This is a genomic window from Rhizobium sp. FG113 (assembly GCF_057809895.1).
Genome location: NZ_JBMDKV010000018.1, coordinates 45,283 through 60,596, shown reverse-complemented (window position 1 = coordinate 60,596; position 15,314 = coordinate 45,283). Strand labels below are relative to the sequence as shown.

Annotated in this window: 14 protein-coding genes and 1 pseudogene; 4 read left to right on the top strand and 11 right to left on the bottom strand. The window is 59.5% G+C overall.

What is annotated here, in order from left to right; translation table 11 throughout:
- Nucleotides 1–3 precede the first annotated feature (3 nt).
- On the bottom strand, nucleotides 4–849 hold the full coding sequence (locus tag ACODTZ_RS28945; RefSeq protein WP_489029933.1) for a type IV toxin-antitoxin system AbiEi family antitoxin domain-containing protein: 846 nt from the start codon (nucleotides 847–849) through the stop codon (nucleotides 4–6).
- Between the two features lie 397 nt (nucleotides 850–1,246).
- Nucleotides 1,247–2,053, bottom strand: a complete 807-nt coding sequence (locus ACODTZ_RS28940; RefSeq protein WP_489029931.1) for a TetR family transcriptional regulator C-terminal domain-containing protein — start codon at nucleotides 2,051–2,053, stop codon at nucleotides 1,247–1,249.
- A gap of 79 nt (nucleotides 2,054–2,132) precedes the next feature.
- On the opposite strand from ACODTZ_RS28940, the gene ACODTZ_RS28935 reads away from it, so the two are divergent.
- Entirely contained in the window at nucleotides 2,133–3,434 is a 1,302-nt protein-coding gene (locus tag ACODTZ_RS28935) for an amidohydrolase family protein (protein ID WP_489029929.1), read from the top strand.
- Nucleotides 3,435–3,450: 16 nt separating this feature from the next.
- Here the strand turns inward: ACODTZ_RS28935 and ACODTZ_RS28930 are convergent, their stop codons facing one another.
- The 9 genes and pseudogenes from ACODTZ_RS28930 to ACODTZ_RS28890 form a co-directional block, all read right to left on the bottom strand.
- Complete coding sequence (locus ACODTZ_RS28930; RefSeq protein WP_489029927.1) at nucleotides 3,451–3,873, bottom strand: VOC family protein; 423 nt, start codon at nucleotides 3,871–3,873, stop codon at nucleotides 3,451–3,453.
- Between the two features lie 33 nt (nucleotides 3,874–3,906).
- Nucleotides 3,907–5,247 carry a thymidine phosphorylase gene (locus ACODTZ_RS28925; RefSeq protein ID WP_489029925.1) on the bottom strand — a complete coding sequence of 447 codons (1,341 nt, stop codon included), beginning with the start codon at nucleotides 5,245–5,247 and terminating at the stop codon, nucleotides 3,907–3,909.
- A gap of 10 nt (nucleotides 5,248–5,257) precedes the next feature.
- A pseudogene (locus tag ACODTZ_RS28920) lies at nucleotides 5,258–6,782 on the bottom strand (amidohydrolase family protein).
- Nucleotides 6,783–6,791: 9 nt separating this feature from the next.
- Nucleotides 6,792–7,607, bottom strand: a complete 816-nt coding sequence (locus ACODTZ_RS28915; protein ID WP_052214526.1) for an ABC transporter permease — start codon at nucleotides 7,605–7,607, stop codon at nucleotides 6,792–6,794.
- The gene (locus tag ACODTZ_RS28910) at nucleotides 7,607–8,545 is read right to left on the bottom strand and encodes an ABC transporter permease (RefSeq protein ID WP_489029922.1); all 939 of its coding nucleotides are present in this window, start codon (nucleotides 8,543–8,545) and stop codon (nucleotides 7,607–7,609) included. Before ACODTZ_RS28910 ends, ACODTZ_RS28915 begins: the two co-directional genes overlap by 1 nt.
- Entirely contained in the window at nucleotides 8,542–9,633 is a 1,092-nt protein-coding gene (locus tag ACODTZ_RS28905) for an ABC transporter ATP-binding protein (RefSeq protein WP_489029919.1), read from the bottom strand. The genes ACODTZ_RS28910 and ACODTZ_RS28905 overlap by 4 nt, the downstream gene beginning before the upstream one ends.
- Before the next feature lie 213 nt (nucleotides 9,634–9,846).
- A complete protein-coding gene (locus tag ACODTZ_RS28900; protein ID WP_489029917.1) occupies nucleotides 9,847–11,022 on the bottom strand; it encodes an ABC transporter substrate-binding protein in 1,176 nt (391 codons plus the stop codon).
- A gap of 517 nt (nucleotides 11,023–11,539) precedes the next feature.
- A complete protein-coding gene (locus ACODTZ_RS28895) occupies nucleotides 11,540–11,863 on the bottom strand; it encodes an HNH endonuclease (protein ID WP_489029915.1) in 324 nt (107 codons plus the stop codon).
- Nucleotides 11,864–12,155: 292 nt separating this feature from the next.
- Nucleotides 12,156–12,836 (bottom strand): GntR family transcriptional regulator, encoded by a 681-nt coding sequence (locus ACODTZ_RS28890; RefSeq protein ID WP_489029913.1) that lies wholly within the window; start codon nucleotides 12,834–12,836, stop codon nucleotides 12,156–12,158.
- Between the two features lie 104 nt (nucleotides 12,837–12,940).
- Between ACODTZ_RS28890 and ACODTZ_RS28885 the strand changes: the two genes are divergently transcribed.
- The 3 genes from ACODTZ_RS28885 (at nucleotide 12,941) to ACODTZ_RS28875 (ending at nucleotide 15,304) form a co-directional block, all read left to right on the top strand.
- Entirely contained in the window at nucleotides 12,941–13,591 is a 651-nt protein-coding gene (locus ACODTZ_RS28885) for a GntR family transcriptional regulator (RefSeq protein WP_489029911.1), read from the top strand.
- Between the two features lie 110 nt (nucleotides 13,592–13,701).
- Nucleotides 13,702–14,538 (top strand): ABC transporter substrate-binding protein, encoded by an 837-nt coding sequence (locus tag ACODTZ_RS28880; protein WP_489029909.1) that lies wholly within the window; start codon nucleotides 13,702–13,704, stop codon nucleotides 14,536–14,538.
- A gap of 73 nt (nucleotides 14,539–14,611) precedes the next feature.
- Nucleotides 14,612–15,304 (top strand): amino acid ABC transporter permease, encoded by a 693-nt coding sequence (locus ACODTZ_RS28875; RefSeq protein WP_018897918.1) that lies wholly within the window; start codon nucleotides 14,612–14,614, stop codon nucleotides 15,302–15,304.
- Nucleotides 15,305–15,314: the final 10 nt, after the last annotated feature.

Below are 15,314 nucleotides of genomic sequence, written 5' to 3'. Positions count from 1 at the left end.
TGTTCACGGGCCATTGGGGGTCTCCTTTGGCATCAAGTCGGCCGGTACTGTGATGCGGTAAATAGGGTGCAGCCGACCGCCCGGCGTCAGCGCCCGCTCACCCTTGCCGAGATCGACAGAGGACATGTCGATGTGCTGGCGCCAGGCATGATTGTGCTTGTCCGCGAACACGAAGAAGAGGCGTTTTGTTTTGACACTTCGGCACAGGGAGAGAAGCGTGGTCAGCAGTCTCGGGCGCAGATTGGCAAGGCTCTCAAACGCCACGTCCACGTTATGGAAGCTTTCGCCCTTCGGGAGTTCGTCGAGCATTTCGAGGATCGCGCGTTCGGGTGAGGACATCGGCATCGGCCAGCGCCATGGGCTCTGTGCCAATTCCGGATCCTTGTCGCCGGAAAGATCTAGGTCCGCGTTCTCAACGCCAGTCGCTTCTTCGCCGAACAGGACGTTACTCCTTGTCTTTACGTCTGCCTCCGTCGGCAGCTTCGAGAGCCACCGCGGGATATTGGATCCGTACAGATAAAGGGCGAATTCGCTGCCTAGCGACAGGTAATGAGCGTGTCCCCGCAAAGAGAGAGAGCTCGCTCCACCGACATGAAATCTATGCTGCATGAGCCAGACGGCCGAGAGCACGGGTATCTTCCAGCCTCCGACGACGTCCGGGTTAGTGCCCGATGAAAACGGACGGCGGTACAGGCCCGACTTGACGGGCTCGAGCCAGCCCTGTCTGACGTAGCCTGAGACGGACTGCCTCGAGATCGCGTGCCGAGTCATCCAGTCCGAATCCACCAAGAAACCAGGTGGGACTTGATAGAGAAGTTGCTTTAGCTTTGTTTCTCGTTGTCCATTCATGGTTGACATTCTAGCATAAAAATAAAGTGCATGCGAGGTCGACTTTACTGAGATGAGAATTTGTCTATTATTAATAGACATTCGGCTTCAATCTCAAAGCCGTTATTAGGTGAAAACTGCTCATCCCGCGCCAGGGCCGGAACGGAATCCATGCAGTCGGTCAGGCAAGCAGGCGGGTGCAGTGGCGGCGACGGACTAGTCGCCGGATTTCGTGATACGAACACCAACACCATTTTCGAATAGGAATTCCAGACCTGCCGCCTCAAATGCTAGTTGGATTGTCTTCAACGTCGCAGTGTGCCCCGTTTTTCCACCTTCAATGCGGGTTACTGTAGCCGGAGTATCGCTGCGTCCGTATTAAAATCCCTCTGGCCGAGGAGGAAGAAAGCGGTACTGGTCAGCCCGCGTCCTTTGAAGGAATGACACCGCGAACGATGGAATTCATGATCGTCTCCGCGGCCGTGTCGTAGTCTCGCTTGGAGATACTCCTGCTGTGAAGCGCGTCGCAGGCGAGCGGTTCGAAATCGCTGTAGAACTGTGTTACGCCCCAGAGCATGATGAAGAAATGCCGGGCATCAACCTTTGCCATCCTCCCTTCCTGCATCCAACGGTCAAGAACCGCCACATAGTTGTCGGTGGCAGCACGCATGTGTGCACGATCCTCTTCACTCAGGAAGCGGGCGCCCTGTATGATTTCGCTGGCAAATAGCCGCGATTCACGCGGATTTTTCCGCGTGTAATCAAGCTTGGCCCTGACGTAGTCGCGTAGCGCTTCGGCCGGATCACGATCGATGCGCAGATTTGCGAGGGCATCATCCCAACCGGCAATTAGGTTCGTGATTATGGTCGAGTAAATCTCCTCCTTCGAGGAAAAATAGTAATAGATATTTGCCTTGGGCAACTTCGCTAGTTCGGCGATCTCGGCAATCCTGGTGCCGTCAAAACCCTTGCGGGAAAACACGTCTGTCGCGACATTGAGGATGATCCTGATATTGCGAGCGCGGATCTTCTCGTCGAGTTTTTCCGTTATCCGGGCCATGTTCTGTCCTTTCCGACGCAGCATCTGCCACGTGTCCTCGTTTTGCAGTGGTATAGGCGAACTGCAGTTTGGGAGGTAGGCGCGCGCAGTCGCATTTCCCCAAGTCGAAGGCATCAAAAAAATTGACGACTTGGTCAGGATACATCTAGTCTGCCGCCAGAACAACGACCGTATCCGGCACAGGAAATCGGCGACCGATGCTCAGTCTGGGGAGCGACACCACCAACATGTCCGGAGCCAACCGATGACCTTCGATCTACTCGTCAAGAATGCCAATCTCCCCGATGACCGGACCGGCATCGATATCGCCGTTTCCGGCGGCAAGATCGTTGCGGTCGAGGCCGGGATCACCGCCGAGGCCGGCCGTGTGATCGATGCCGGCGGCAAGCTGGTGACCGCACCCTTCATCGACATCCATTTCCACATGGACGCGACGCTGTCGCTCGGCACGCCGCGTCTCAACCGCTCCGGCACGTTGCTCGAAGGCATCCAGCTTTGGGGCGAGCTGAAGCCGCTCCTGACCAAAGAGGCCGTGATCGAGCGCGCACTGCGTTATTGCGATCTCGCCGTGTCTCAGGGCCTGCTGGCCGTCCGCTCGCATGTGGATGTCTGCGATGACCGGCTGGTCGGCGTCGAGGCGCTGCTCGAGGTCAAGGGTCTGGTGAAGGACTATCTTGACCTGCAGCTGGTCGCCTTCCCGCAGGACGGTTTTTACCGGTCACCTACGGCTGCGAAGAACCTCATCCGGTCGCTCGACATGGGCGTCGAGGTGGTCGGCGGCATTCCGCATTTCGAGCGAACGATGGAAGACGGCCGGCTTTCGGTGAAGGCGCTTTGCGAAATTGCCACCGAACGCGGTCTGATGGTCGATCTGCATTGCGACGAGACCGACGATCCGATGTCGCGGCATATCGAGACGCTCGCTTATGAAACCCAGCGGCTTGGCCTCAAAGGCCGGGTGGCGGGCTCGCATCTCACCTCCATGCATTCGATGGACAATTATTACGCTTCGAAACTCCTGCCGCTGATCGCCGAGGCGGAGATCCATTGCGTGCCGAACCCGCTCGCCAATATCGTGCTGCAGGGCCGGCATGACACCTATCCGAAACGGCGCGGCATGATGCGGGTGCCGGAGCTGATGGCGCTCGGCGTCAATGTCGCCTTCGGCCAGGATAGCTGCATGGATCCCTGGTATTCGTTCGGCAGCGCCGACATGCTGGAAGTCGCGCATATGGCGGTCCATACCGGCCACATGACCAGCCGCGATGCGGTTAAATCCTGCTTCAAGGCGATCACCGAAAACCCGGCAAAAACCTTTGGGCTTGAAGGTTACGGCATCGCCGTTGGCTGCAATGCAGATCTGGTCCTGCTTGAAGCCCGCGATACGATCGAGGCCGTCAGGATGAAGGCCAACCGGCTTGCCGTCATCCGTCGCGGCAAGCTGATCGCCGAAACCGCGCCGCGCACCGCGACGCTGTCGCTGCAAGGCCGTCCGGCGATGATCGAGCCCTGGCGTTACGCACCGGTCGAAGCCGCCACTAACTGAGATAAGGGCGAGCGGCTTAGAAATTACCCATTGAGCCGCCGTCCTTCCAGGCGTAGATTTCCCAGAGCTCGTCGTCCGGGCCGATGAAATAGGCGCCGCGGGCGTTCCAGACATAGTCGGTGGGCTCACCGTAGAAGGGTACGCCCTTGTCCTTGAGTTCGAGATAGGAAGCATCGACCGCTTCCGGAGACGGCACGCGCACGGCGATACAGGCCTTGTGCGGCCCTTCCGCCTTGGCATTCGAGACACCGGTATTCTCGCTCAGGTGATTGATCTCCCAGCAGGCGAGGGTCAGGCCGGCCCCGTTGAACTCGACAAAGCCCTCGGCGCGGCGGTTGATCTCGAAACCGAGCTTGTCGACATAAAAATCGATCGAGCGCTGGGTGTCCTTGACGAGAAGGCAGATGTCGGTGATCGCGTGTTCCTGGGCAAACGCCATGGTTTTCTCAGCTCTTGTTGAATTGGGCTCTTGTTAATCGAGGGTGGAAAGGCGGCCGATGATGACCGGCCGGCGGTCTGGCTTTGTCGAGCCGATGGTGATGGCAGCGGTAATTGCGCTCGCCGCGCTATCGAAATCTGCCTGGCTGCGGCAATGCAGGATGCAGAGAGGGGCGCCTTCGACAACCGCATCGCCGATGTGGACCATTCCGGTCAGGCCGACATCCTGGTCGAGCAGATCGTTCGCCATTTTTCGGCCGGCGCCAAGGCTGACCATGGCGATGCCGATCGCATAGGCATCCACTTTCTGGACGAAGCCGGTCGATGGTGACCGGAGGGGCCCGATGACCGGCGCAGCCGGAAAATATGCATCGGGATCTGCGACGAGATCCGCCGGCCCACCGAGAGCCGTTATCATCCGCTGGAAACGGTCGAGCGCCGATCCATCGGCGAGGCGGGCTTCGGCGAGATCGGTTGCGTCCTCCTTCGAGGTTGCCAGCCCTGCCATAACAAGGATTTCGGCAGAGATATCCATCACCAGCGCCCGGATGCGGCTTTCCTGTTTGTCCCCGGACAGGAAATCAATCACCTCGCGTAGCTGCAGCCGACTGCCGATCGTGTCCCCCATGATCTCGTCCATCTCGACGATCGGGGCGACCATCGGCAGGCCGGCGATACGTGCGACCGAGATCAGGCTTTTCGCCAATTCTTCCGCCTCGGCATAGGTCGGCATGAAGGCGCCTGAGCCGTAATTGACGCTCATGACAAGGCCGGAAACGCCGGCCGCGAGCTTCTTCGACAGGATGGAGGCGGTGATCAGCGGGATCGATTCAACTGTCGCGGTGACATCACGGACGTAATAAATTGCCGCATCCGCCGGCGCGAGTTTTGGGGTCGGGCCAATGATCGCGGCACCCGCCGAAATCACGGCTTGGCGGAACATTTCGGTCGAGGGCGCGATCACCACGCCCGGCATCGCCTCCATGAGGTCGACTTCGCCACCGGTATGGCCAAGCCCGCGAGCGGAAATCATCGGCATCGCCACGCCGCAGGCAGCCACAAGCGGCGCCACGATCAGGCTGACATTCTCGTCGCCCGTGCCGCCGGTCGAATGTTTTTCGATGATCGTTTCCTGGGCGAAACTACTTCCCGACCAGTTCACCACATCGCCGGAATCGCGCATGGCGAGCGTCAGGGCCGCCGTCTCCTGCGGCGTCATGCCGTTCAGGAAACAGGCCATGGTGAAAGCGCCGATCTGCGCCTCGGAAACCTCGCCCGCCCCGATACCCTCGACGAAGCGGCGGATATCGGCATCCGAAAGGATCTCGCGATTGCGCTTGGCTCGGATCACCTGCGCCGGAAGAAACATGCTCATGCCGGCGTCCTCAATGATTGGCACCGCGCCAGAGCGGCAGGTCGCCCTGATAGCGGTTCATGCCGATGTCCTGGATGGTAGCGCGGCGATACATTTCCCGCATATAGGGCTCGAAGCGGGCGTTGAGTTTTTCGAGTTCGGCATGTTCGGACATGTAAGCGGGCAGGAGCTCGCGCAGTTCGGCAAAGATTTCTGCCTCGTTGACTGTCAGCAGCCTGCCGTCCTCGGCGGTGATCTCGCCGTTGACCACGACCATGCGGATGTTCGAGCCGTTCTCGCAATAAACCAGATGGTGGTCGAGCCGGTTCATCGGCATGTAGTCGTAAACCGGACATGTCGAGCATGATCAGGTCGGCGCGCTTGCCGACTTCCAGCGAGCCGGTGATGCTGTCAAGCATGGCCGTGCGTGCGCCCTCGATCGTTGCCGAGCGCAAAACTTCGGCGGCCGTCATCCAGCCATCGGTATCCGGTGCGGCGATATCGTGGAGCAATGCGGCAAAGCGCATCACGTCGAAAATCCGGGCCGTGTCGTTGCTGGAAAGACCGTCGGTGCCGAGGCCGACATGCACGCCGGCATTCAGCAGGCGGCGGATCGGTGCGATGCCGGAACCAAGCTTCAGGTTGGAGACGGCATTATGTGCGACCGAGCAACCGGCGGCCCCCATTAGCGCCATGTCGTCATCGCTGACCCAGATCGAATGGGCGATCGTGGTGTTTTCCGTCAGCAGGCCGAGCTCGTGCATGTAGCGGATGAGGCTTCTGCCGTAGAATTCGGGGCCGGTCACCGCCTGGGTTTTCGTTTCCAGAACATGGGTGTGGTAGGGCACGCCCCGGTCCTGCGCCAGCGCCACGCAGGCCTGCATCAAGTCTACCGAGCAGCGCTGCGGGGCGGAGGCCGAGACCATGAAACCGAGCCGCCCGGCGCGGCCATGCTGGGAAGAAAAGATATCGCGGCAATAGGCCATGTAATCGGCCGTGGTGATGGAAGGGCCTTCGACCTCGGCCTGCAGGGCGGCCGGCATGATCTCCCTCAGATAGGGCATGGTGTCGAAGACATGTTTGTCGATCACGCAATGGGAAACATTGGCTCGAATGCCGGCATGATCATAGGCGTCGTAGACTAGCTTCAGGCGACCGGCTTCGAAGCCGGGCGGATCGAAAAAGTCGTCGACGAGTGTCGTCACTCCTGCCTTTAGGGATTCCATCGCCGTCAGCAGGCTGCGCAGGTAAAGCAGCCTTTCCGAAATCGGGTCGTTCATCAGGATCGGATAGGAATAAAGCATCCAGACTTCGAGCGGCGTGCCCTGATAACGGCCCTTGAAGTAGGTTTCCGACGAATGCAGGTGGGCATTGACGAGGCCCGGCATCAGGAGCTTGCCGGAGGCATCGATGATGCGGGTCTCGGGCGGCGGCGGAAGATCCGTGCCGATCGCCGAAATCCGGTCGCCTTCGACGAGAAGGTCGCCCGTGAACGGCGTGGCCCCATGGGTCTTGTCCATGGAGAGAAGGGTGGCATTCCGGAACAGGAGGCGCATGAAATATCTCTATGACTGGTTTTTCGACCGGCCGACCAAAAGCGGCAGCAGGACGAGTTCGAGGCCGATGAGGACGAGGCAGGAAATGCCGAAGACGATGGTGCCGATCGCATTCAAGGATGGATCGATGGCGGCGACGAGAACCGAATAGATTGCCACCGGCAGGGTCGGCTGAAAGCCGGAGACGAACCAGGCGATGATGAATTCGTCGAAGGAGAAGGTGAAGGCGAGCAGCCAGGCGCCAAAAATGCCGGGCAGCGCAAAGGGCAGCACGACCTTGGTCACGGCCTGCCATTCGGTGGCGCCGAGATCCCATGCCGCCTCTTCGAGAGATGCCGGCATCTGCGCCAGCCGCAGCTGTATAATGGCAAGCGCCGGTGCGGTGATCAGCACGACATGGGTGAGGAAGACCGCAAACAACGTGCCGGAGAGGTGAATGCGGGCCAGAAGCCCAAGGAAACCGACGCCAAGGATGAGCGGCGGTATCAGGATCGGCAGGGTCACCAGCGCCAGAAAGACCGTCTTGCCACGGAAGGTGAAGCGGTTGAAGGCGTAGGCCGCGAAAAAGGCGATCACGGTCGCGATCGTGGCGGCGGCCGGCGAGACGATCATCGTGTTGCCGAGCGCATTCAGGAGCGTGCCGTCCGAAAACAGCTTGTCATACCATTGCAGCGTGAACCCCTGCAGCGGGAAGCCCGGAAAGCGGTTCTTCTGGAAGGAGAAGAGGACCAGAACCACGAGCGGCAGGAACATGAAGGCATAGGCGATGCCGAGCCAGAGGCGTCCGAGAAAGATCCAGGGATTGGCTTTGGAGATTGCAGTCATCAGCTTGTCCTCCGTCGCGCCCGGTCGGCGGCCACGAAGCCGGCGGCAAGCGCCAGAACCATGACCACGATCAGGATCGTCGCCAGCGCCGACGTGCGCGGCAGATTGGTGGAACTCGAATAGTCAGACATGATCATGGAGGCATAGGTCGGCAGCTTGCCGATGATCGAGGTGCCGGCACCACCGCCGAGCAGATTGCCGGAGAGCGCATCACCCAGCGAAATGATGACGGCGAAACTTGCGGCAGTCATCAGCCCAAAACGGGAGAGCGGCAGGATGACCCGCGTAAACGCCTGCCAGCGTGTGCAGCCCAGTTCCCGCGCCGCCTCGATCAGCACCTTGTCGATGGCCAGAATGCTGACATAGAGGATGACGATCAGGATCGGCGCCAGATAATGGATGAGGCCGATGCGGGTGGCGATCTGGGTGTAGATGACGTCGATCCGGTAGTCGGACAAGCCCAACTGTTTCAGAACCGAGTTGATGACGCCGTTGCGCGACAAGATCGTCTGCCAGGAATAGAGCCGCAGCACATAGCTCGACCAGAACGGAGCAATCGCAAACAGCAGCGCCAGCCGCTGCCAGCGGGCCGGCACGGCAAAGGCGATCGACAGCGCCACCATGTAGGACAAGATCGTTGCAAAGAAGGCTGTGGTGATCGCCACCCAGAGCGACTGGATCAGCGCCAGCCCATAACGCGACTTCGAGAAGAAGCTCGCAAAGATTTCGGCGTAATTACCGAGCGAAAAATCCGGAATGGTCTGAAAATTCTCGACGCGCCAGAAGCCGATCCAGAGCAGGAAGATCAGCGGCAGCAGGAAGAGAACCGTCAGCCAGATCGCAAGCGGTGCCAGGAACCAGATTTTTAACGGGCTGTCATTCGGCGTTTTCATGCGTTTAGCGGTGGGCGTCTCGCCAGCGGGCTCCATTGTCGTCATGCTGCCCCCCGGATCAGCGAGGCATTGGCCGGCGAGAACCAGGCGGTGATGTTCTGGTTGATGTCGACAGGAAGAACCTGCGGCACGGTCATCTTCACTTCGGTTCCGTCAACGAGATCGAGAAGGTAGATATTGTGCGAGCCGGCATATTCGCGGCCGCGCAACGTCGCATCCAGCCGGTTTTCGCCGGCCACGCCCGTTGGGGCCGGCGTCACCTTGTCGGCCTGCACGACGACGAAGATCGAGGCGCCGACCGGCGGCGGATCCTCGGTCGAGACCATGACCTGGCCATGGGCGCAATGGACGATGACATGGCCTTGCCCGACCTCCTGAATGCGGCCGGCAAAGAGATTGTTCGTGCCGACGAAACGGGCGACGAATTCCGTTTTCGGGCGGGCATACATTTCTTCCGGGGCGTCGATCTGCTCGATCCTGCCCTTGTTCATCACCACCACCCGGTCGGCCATGGAAAAGGCCTCGACCTGATTGTGGGTGACATAGATGAAGGCCATGCCGAGCTGCTGCTGGATGCGGCGAAGCTCGCCCTGCATGCGAATACGCAGATGCGCGTCGAGTGCGGAAAGAGGCTCGTCGAGAAGCAGGATTTCCGGTTCCGTCACCAGCGCGCGGGCGAGCGCGACACGCTGTTTCTGGCCGCCGGAAAGCTGGCTGATCTTGCGCCCCATCAGATCGGAAAGGCCGACAAGTTCGGCCATGGCTTTCACCTTGCCGGCGACGACTGCCTTGTCGTGGGGTTTCAGCGTCAGGCCGAAGGCGATGTTACCGGCGACGTCGAGATGCGGGAAGAGCGCATAGTTCTGCCAGACGAGCCGCGTGGAACGCAGGTTGACGGGCACATCGGAAACGTCCTTGCCGCGGATATAGAGCTGGCCGGACGACGCGGTCTCAAGGCCAGCGAGAATGCGCAGAAGTGTCGTCTTGCCACAGCCGGAAGGCCCCATGATTGCCACGAACTCGCCGCGGCCGACCTTCAGATTGATGCTGTCGACGGCCGTGAATGTGTCGAACTGCTTGGTGATCGACAAGAGTTCGAGATCGGGTGTGGTGGTGGTCATCGCGGCTGACATGCAGGTCTCCGATTGAATATTGGCCGCAGCCCCCGAAGGAGGGACGCGGATGTCGCGAACACTGGCCAGCCCCTCACCCGACCTCCGCTTCGCTCGGCCACCCTCTCCCCGCAAACGGGTCGAGGGGATCGGAGAGGTCCCGGCTCGTCTCTTTCTCCCCTCGAGCGGGGAGAAAGTGCCCGGCAGGGCGTATGAGGGGCTACTGCGAGGTCATCAAGCCGTCTTGAACTCGTTGAAGATGTCGATCCAGGCCTGTTCCGGCTGGTTGGCGGGCAGGCCGCGCGGCATGGAGCGGTCGATCAGCGTTTCGACGAGCATCTTGCCGGGGTTTGCCGGGTCCGGAACGTAAGAGAGAAGCTTCTTCTGGTCGTCATCCCAGTAGTCGACGATCTTCATGTTCGGGCCGCGGGCCTTGAATGCCTTGGTGTAAACGAGCTTCGACTGGACCTTCGGCGAGGTCATATACTTGACCCATTCCATCGCCAGATCCTTGTTCTTCGAGGCCGAGCAGACGCAGGCGACTTCCTGCCAGCGGATGCCACCCTGCTTGGGGATCGTCGAGGAGAAATTGTCGTAGCCGGCAAGCTTCAGATCGATGTCGAGGTCGCCGGTCGGCGAGGCGAAGATGTCACCAGCCAGCATCGCCTGGGCAATCGGTTGGTTGGACGAGCCGAACATGCCGATCTGTGGACGCAGCTTGGCCAGAAATTCCTTGACCTTCTTTAATTGGTCGTCGGTGATTGCGTAAGGCGTCTGATTGCCCGGATTGACGGCAAGGCTGGCATTGCCGAGGTTCGGCAGATACCAGTCGAACATGCCGATCTTGCCGGCATATTTAGGGTCGAGCAGGGAGTTCCAGTCGGCAGCCTGCTCGGCCGACATTTCGTCGGTATTGTAGGAAATGCCATAGAAGGAAAAGCGCGTCGGGATGCCGTAGACCGTGCCGGCGACTTCGCCCGTGGTTGGTGCGAAATCGCGGAACTTCGGGTGGTAGTTGGCGAGTTCCGGAATCCCGTCGGTTTTGTAGGCCTCGATCGCCTTGTTGGCCTTGAGCTTCTGCACATATTCGGCATCAGAGATGATGGCATCGAATGTGCCGGGCGCGGTCTGGGCGAAGAACTGCAGCATCTGCTCGCCGCCGATATAGATCTTAAACTCGACCTTGGTCTTGTGGAGATCTTCGAACTCGGCGATCACATCCTTCTCTTCATAGCCAGGCCAGCATAGAACGCGCAGCGGCTCGGCAGCCTGCGCCTGGCGCGAGAAGATGGTAAAGTTTCCGACTACAGTGGCGGCTCCCACCACCGCAGCGCTTTGTAGAAGCGTGCGGCGTGAGATAAGGCTCAGATCCGATGGCGAGTTTTCTGGCAAATGAGGCTTGTCGGTCATGTCGTTCCCCTAATGGCAATATTGACACCGAAAATAAGTCAGCAAAATTTATGCCATTGTATATGCCGTTGTTTTTGTTTTGAATTTTTGGTTTCTAGGGGTAAGTTAGTTTGCGTGGCGACCAAAAGCTGACCATTTGGTCAAAAAATGATCGTTTATCTTGGGTCGCTGCGTCTGATGGAGAGATTTCGTATCGCCCTTAGGCTTGCCGAATTTTAACGTCAGAGGTGAGGGCGGTAGCGCTGCGGCCGGTGCTCGCAAACTTCCGTCTCGATAAGGCAACGAACCGATGAAACGCGATACATCCATCTCGTGGAGTAAAGGGGAGGTGGGCAGCCTTGATCTCAACGGTCTGGGGCCGTGATCGGCGGCACGGGTGGGATCGTGGGGGCACTTGCCCATGATCTCGGATAGTAGGTCGCGGAGTACCTGTGTCCGCCTCGAGTTTCGTTGTAGCCATAACATTGAATTGAGCGGACAATCTGCTGGCTGACGTGCGCTGTTGCGTCGCCTAAGTTCAGCGATGGCGGCCACGCTCCTCGGCTTCATTCTCGAAGCCTGTTGGTTTTGCTTTGACCCAGCCGACATATTTCTGAATCGTGGGGTCCTCAAGAGTGGCGGCGATCGTGGAGAACTTCTTCGCCAGCTGTGCGTCAGTAAAGGCTGCATGCATGTGGCTATGACATATCCGGTGCAAAGGTGATCTTGCCGCCCTTACTCTTAGGACCGAGATGGTGTCCTCGATCTGGTCGTCCGGTATCTCTCGCTCGCACAGCGGGCAGATGACGGGCTCCGCGTCAGAATCCTGCGAAGCGAAATCGTCTCTGTTCTTGCGTGCCATCGGTTTCGTGTCTTTCTATCTATCAGACTTCGTCCGGATCGCTTCGATAGACCATCCCCGGCTTGCCGACAACACGCTGCTCGTTTCAACCAAATGCTGTCCTCCGCGGCGACGACGACGCGGATCTACTCTCCCTGCACATTCCGGGGCAAACAATATATCGAGATTAAATCCTCTCATTTCAAATGCGCTGCTTAGTTTTGTAACACGGATCGACAGTTCAGATCCCTTCAAGAGCGTAAATCCGAATGGATGACATCGTGTTGCTAGAGTGCGCCCACGGGTCTCTCTTCTATTCGCCGGCACCAAGATAGTCACGCGTGAACGAGATCAGGCTTTCGATATGCGTGGCGACGGCGCCACGGGTGGCGTCGAGATCGCCGCGTTCGATGGCCTCGATGATGACAAGGTGCTCGGTCGAATCCGGCTTCAGTCGGTCTTTCAGCCTGTCGATCTCGAAGAGGCGGGTGGTGGCACGCAGTTCACGCAGCACTTCGGCCATCACCGCATTGCCGCAGTAGTCGATGATCATGTTGTGCAGATTGTCGTCGGAGAACCAGTGCGCGTCCGTATGATAGGCCGTCGCATCGAGGAGATCGTGGATCTCGCGCCTGACCTCGATCAACCGGCGGCGTGGAATGTTGCGGATGGCAAGGGCGGCGGCTTCCGGCTCTATCAGCAGGCGCAGCCGCAGGCTCTGCAGGTATTCGCCAATGTCCACGCGGCGCACAACATAGTTGCGGCCGTCGCCCTTGCGGACGAGCCCTTCACCCTCAAGCCGTTGCAGGGCCTCGCGCAGCGGCGTTCTCGATATTCCAAGGGTCTCGGCAAGCTTTGCCTCGACAATCACATGGCCGCCCTTGAGCCTGCGGTGGCGAATCATGTCCGAGACCGCTTTATAGGTAAGCGATGCTAGGTTGTGCTGACCGCGCGTGGCGATCTTCACGTCTGAAGCAACCGATGTGTCTGTCACTTTGCCTTTTTCCTCTACCGGCAATGTAGCCCCTCGCTTATTCCTTTACGCGCAAAGCTGCAGCATATGATAGTCGATACCGACGAGAATCTGAAAGAGACCCGATGGACGATGGACTTAGCGAAACCAACGACGAGACCAGTCTTGCCGACGACACGTATCGCCTGCTTCTGGCTGATATCCTGTCGGCCCGGCTCGCCGGCGGCTCCATTGTCCAGCAGCGCCGTCTCGCCAGCCAGCACGCCGTGTCGCGCTCTCCCATGCGCCATGCCCTGAGCCGGCTGGAGGGCGAGGGGCTGCTCGTGCGCAATGAGAAGGGCGTTCTCTGCGTTCGCGTGATTTCGCTGAAGGACTATCTCGATGGCCTGACGATGCGCATGCTGATCGAGCCGACCGCGGCCGCCTTGGCGGCGCCTCACGTCGCCGATGCCGATCTTGAGCGTCTCACGGCGATGCTCGATGCGATCGATGCGGATCCCGGCCCCGACCCCGAAATCGTGTGGCAGTTCGACGATGCCCTGCATGGCTGCATTGCCGACAACAGCCGCAATGCCTTCATGAAGGCGACGATTGGCGACATGCGACGCTACACTACGATCTTCGAACGCCAGATGGCTGTCGTGCGCGCCAAGCCAGGCATTTCGGAGCATCGAGCGATTCTTGCCGCCCTGGCCGCCCGTGACGCAGAGGCCGCGCGCAAGGCGATGTGCGAGCATCTCGATGCGGTCCGTCAGGGCGTTCTCACAAATTACTGATGTCATCTTCATGCCTGTTGCGTGTCTCAGAGAACCATGTATAAAAGTGGGATCCCAGATGAATGCAAAACTGGGTAGCATAATTCAAAGACCAACTCCAGAGGCCATCCATGACCCGTTCTTTCATTTTTCGCGGTGCTCTCGCCGCCTTATCCTTGTCGCTGACGGCATCAGCCGTCTTCGCGCAGGCCTGCGAACCCAAGGTTCCAGCCGGCGAGCTAATCAAGCCCGGCACACTCGTCATGTCGACCAATCCGACATTGCCGCCGCTGCAGTTCGTCGATTCCAGCGGTGAACTGAAGGGCATGCGCGTCGAGCTCGGCGCCGAAATCGCCAAGCGCCTTTGCCTCCAGCCGGAATATGTCCGCATCGAATTTTCGGCGATGGTTCCTGGCCTGCAGGCCGGCCGCTGGGATATGATCAATACCGGCATCTTCTTCACAGAGGAGCGCGCCAAGATCATGCAGATGATCCCTTATGAGGATCAGGCGATCAGCGTTTCCATCGCGCCGGATTCAGACAAGAAGGTCGCCACCAAGGATGACCTCGCCGGCATGACTGTCGGCGTCGAGATCGGCGGCTTCGAGGAAACGAAGACCCGCCTGCTCGACAAGGAACTGCGCGACACCGGCAAGGAAGGCCTGACAATCCAGACCTTCGACAATTTCGCACTCGCCTACCAGTCGCTTCGCGCCGGTCAGGTCCAGGCCGTCGTGTCGATCGACGCGGTCGCCGAGGAATATGACAGCCGCGGCGACTTCAAACGCGCCCTGAGCGGTCTCTATCCGGCCCCGGTTTCAGTCGCTTTCAAGAGCACCGTGCTGGCGGATGCCGTCTCTGTGACGCTGAAGGAGATGAAGTCCGACGGCTCCCTGAAGGCGCTGTTCGACAAGTACGGCATGCCGATGGTCGCCGGTGACTATTCCGTAAAGGGTCCTGGCCGCTGATCGGGCAGCCGGACAATCGATTGACTGGCGAGGCGCGGGGCTCCCGCGCTCGCCTTGAGCAGGAAATGGATTGATGTCGCTCTGGAACTGGTCGGGTTTCTTCGGATACCTCTTCAACCCCTTCATCCTCGGTGGCGTGGTAACGACCATCTGGCTGACCGTCGTCTCGCTGATTGCAGGGCTGATATTGGGCTTCGCGCTGGCGATGATGCGCCGCTCGAGACTGCGTTCGGTTCAGACGCTTGCCAAGGTCTACATCTGGCTGTTCAGGGGCACCCCGCTTCTTGTGCAGTTGATTGCGCTCTACACGGCGCTGCCGCTGTTCGGCATCCGCCTCTCGGTGATCGAGGCGGCGCTTGTGGGACTGGCGCTCAACGAGGCGGCCTATCTCGCCGAAATCATTCGCGCCGGCATCGAGGCCGTTCCGATCGGGCAGACGCGAGCTGCCCGCGCGCTTGGCATGACTGAGCGCCAGATCATGCGCTACGTCGTCATGCCGCAGGCGTTCAAGGTCATCATCCCGCCGCTTGGAAATTCCGTGAACGGGCTTTTGAAGACGACATCGGTCACCTCGGTGATCTCGATGGAAGAACTGCTGCGGCGCACACAAGTGCTGATCCAGGAGCGCTTCATGGTGCTGGAGCTCTTCGCAGTGGCGGCGATCTATTACCTCCTTTTGACCACGCTCTGGGATGTATTCCAGAGGCATATCGAGAAGCGCTTCGGCCAGTCCGATTCCAGGCTGTCCGTCAGCGAAAAGCGCTAGAACCAGGATA

What these genes read in the sequence shown, in the direction of transcription:
- ACODTZ_RS28945 (WP_489029933.1), bottom strand. Translation starts at nt 849, where the DNA reads ATGAATGGACAACGAGAAACAAAGCTAAAGCAACTTCTCTATCAAGTC.
- ACODTZ_RS28935 (WP_489029929.1), top strand. Translation starts at nt 2,133, where the DNA reads ATGACCTTCGATCTACTCGTCAAGAATGCCAATCTCCCCGATGACCGG.
- ACODTZ_RS28930 (WP_489029927.1), bottom strand. Translation starts at nt 3,873, where the DNA reads ATGGCGTTTGCCCAGGAACACGCGATCACCGACATCTGCCTTCTCGTC.
- ACODTZ_RS28925 (WP_489029925.1), bottom strand. Translation starts at nt 5,247, where the DNA reads ATGAGCATGTTTCTTCCGGCGCAGGTGATCCGAGCCAAGCGCAATCGC.
- ACODTZ_RS28915 (WP_052214526.1), bottom strand. Translation starts at nt 7,607, where the DNA reads ATGACTGCAATCTCCAAAGCCAATCCCTGGATCTTTCTCGGACGCCTC.
- ACODTZ_RS28910 (WP_489029922.1), bottom strand. Translation starts at nt 8,545, where the DNA reads ATGACGACAATGGAGCCCGCTGGCGAGACGCCCACCGCTAAACGCATG.
- ACODTZ_RS28905 (WP_489029919.1), bottom strand. Translation starts at nt 9,633, where the DNA reads ATGTCAGCCGCGATGACCACCACCACACCCGATCTCGAACTCTTGTCG.
- ACODTZ_RS28900 (WP_489029917.1), bottom strand. Translation starts at nt 11,022, where the DNA reads ATGACCGACAAGCCTCATTTGCCAGAAAACTCGCCATCGGATCTGAGC.
- ACODTZ_RS28895 (WP_489029915.1), bottom strand. Translation starts at nt 11,863, where the DNA reads ATGGCACGCAAGAACAGAGACGATTTCGCTTCGCAGGATTCTGACGCG.
- ACODTZ_RS28885 (WP_489029911.1), top strand. Translation starts at nt 12,941, where the DNA reads ATGGACGATGGACTTAGCGAAACCAACGACGAGACCAGTCTTGCCGAC.
- ACODTZ_RS28880 (WP_489029909.1), top strand. Translation starts at nt 13,702, where the DNA reads ATGACCCGTTCTTTCATTTTTCGCGGTGCTCTCGCCGCCTTATCCTTG.
- ACODTZ_RS28875 (WP_018897918.1), top strand. Translation starts at nt 14,612, where the DNA reads ATGTCGCTCTGGAACTGGTCGGGTTTCTTCGGATACCTCTTCAACCCC.